The following is a 511-nucleotide window of genomic DNA, read 5'->3' as shown; positions in this document are numbered from 1 at the left end:
ACCGTTGGGTATAATTTTAGAAATGACTTTACTTCCGATACAATTTCAGACAAAATTTAAAAAATCCGAGATCGGAGAAATATCTACGTCTGAAATATTAGATCTTGTGAAAGGCTATTTGCAAAAAGAAGATTTTGGATATATATCAAAAAAAGAAAATCGGTTAGTATTTCATGCTGCACATGCCACAGGTTATGCTTTTCATGTAGGAATTATATTGGTCAGTGGAGTAGTCAAAGTGAAAGATAAAGGAGATACAATTGTTGTCACAAATGGAAATTGGATGGTTCTTTTAATAGCAGTTCCTTTTATTCTATTTTTAGTCGCATCGAAAACCGAATTTTCAGCTTTGAGTACTTTAGATGTAGATATGATTTGGATTGCCTTATTGTTCTTTTTCGGATTTAATTTAGGCGCCCGAATTTTAGCTCATTTGAATTTCAAATGGACTATACAAAACTTGATTAAAAACTATACCCAACATAGGCTATAATTCAGCGGGACTGAAATA

Annotated in this window: 1 protein-coding gene; it reads left to right on the top strand. The window is 32.1% G+C overall.

The window, feature by feature from the left end; translation table 11 throughout:
* Positions 1-493 (top strand): hypothetical protein (locus tag JS40_RS00070; protein ID WP_233273924.1); only part of this gene is annotated, 493 nt, incomplete at its 5' end.
* Between the last annotated feature and the right edge of the window lie 18 nt (positions 494-511).

Origin of the sequence: Altibacter lentus (assembly GCF_000746845.1) — a bacterium.
Lineage (GTDB): Bacteria > Bacteroidota > Bacteroidia > Flavobacteriales > Flavobacteriaceae > Altibacter > Altibacter lentus.
Note: the sequence above shows the minus strand (reverse complement) of the source record. Positions and strands in the feature narration are given on the sequence as shown.